This window comes from Arthrobacter sp. TMN-49, from assembly GCF_054511095.1.
Window position 1 is genome coordinate 1 of the sequence record NZ_JBTNDH010000078.1, and the last position, 1,271, is coordinate 1,271.

Consider the following 1,271-nt stretch of genomic DNA (forward strand, 5'->3'; position numbering starts at 1 on the left):
TGCGTGATTAGTTCCGTGCAGTACCGTGGTGGTAGAAGTTGCGGCGGGGGCGTTGGGTGGGGTCGATGCTGTAGCTGGGCGTGTACCAAGGAATGCCCTGCTCGAGGCTGACGCTCCAGTGGCCTCGGTGGAGAAGTTGGTGGTGCATACTGCACAGGAGCACGCCATTGTTGATGCTGGTTTCGCCGCCATCGTGCCAGGGGATGATGTGGTGGGCGTCGCACCAACTGGCGACGGCGGTGCAGTCGGGGAAGGTGCAGCCCAGGTCCCGTGCCAAGAGGATCTTGCGTTGTGTAGCCGTGAAGAGCCGTTGCGTGCGCCCCACGTTGAGGATGTCGCAGCCGTCGCCCAGAACCATGGTGGTGACATCGGCGTCGCAGAGCTCCACCGTAAACAGCTCCAGTGGCTGAGGGCCACTGTAGGGCAGAAACGCTATCCCGCCACCGCGCCCGGTGGTGGTGCTGCGTTCAAGGTCGGCCTCGGTGGTGCTGATGAACAGTTGCGGCTTGAGCCCGCCGTTCAGTGGCAGCGTTCCGGTGCGTGCGGCAAGTTTGAGGCAGTCGATGAGCCCGTCGAGGAGTTTTTGCCCGTGGGTTCGCCTGTCCACCACGGCCGGGTCGGTGCTGTTGGGGTCGATCGGATCCAGTCCTGCAAGGTCCTGTTCGGAGCCGGGTTCGGGCACACTGATCCCGTTGATGAGGTGCGGCCAGGGCTTCGGTCCACCACCAGCGCCGCCAGCATCACTCTCGCCGTCAGGGTCGGCCGTGGATGCCCAGCCAGGGAGCGGGCCTTGAGCTGGTGGCCAGCTGGTGGCCTGTGGCTCCTGCCCCGCACCGAACGCCGCTGTCACGCCGGAGATGAAGTCTTGCACCCGGGTGCCAGAACCGGCACCTTCGGCGCCAGCCCCTGCACCTTCGGTGCCAGAACCGGTGGTGAGGGGGTCGATGGTGTTGATGTCCTTGTGGTTGTTGGGGTTGGTGGCCCAGCCGATCGCGGACATCAAGGTTTCGTATTGGGCAACGCTTAGGTGCCCGTCAACGTGGACCATGCCGCGGCGGGGTTGGCGGAAGAAGATGCCCTGTTTGGCCAGTAGTTCGCCCTCGGTGGGTTGTTGACCGTCGGGATCCAGCAGAGTAACGGCCCGGGTGCCGATGCGGCGCAGGAAGTCCGGTGGTTCCGCCGCGGCGTAGCCGGTGAGCGTTGCTTCGAGCTCGTCGGCACTTTCTGCGGGAATGCGTCCGGCCGCTGCCAGGTGGCCGGCGTCCTCGGTG

At 65.4% G+C, this 1,271-nt stretch carries 1 protein-coding gene; it reads right to left on the bottom strand.

What is annotated here, in order from left to right:
• Positions 1-7 precede the first annotated feature (7 nt).
• The coding region (locus ACX80E_RS17185; protein ID WP_459303277.1) for an HNH endonuclease signature motif containing protein at positions 8-1,271 on the bottom strand (1,264 nt) is incomplete at its 5' end.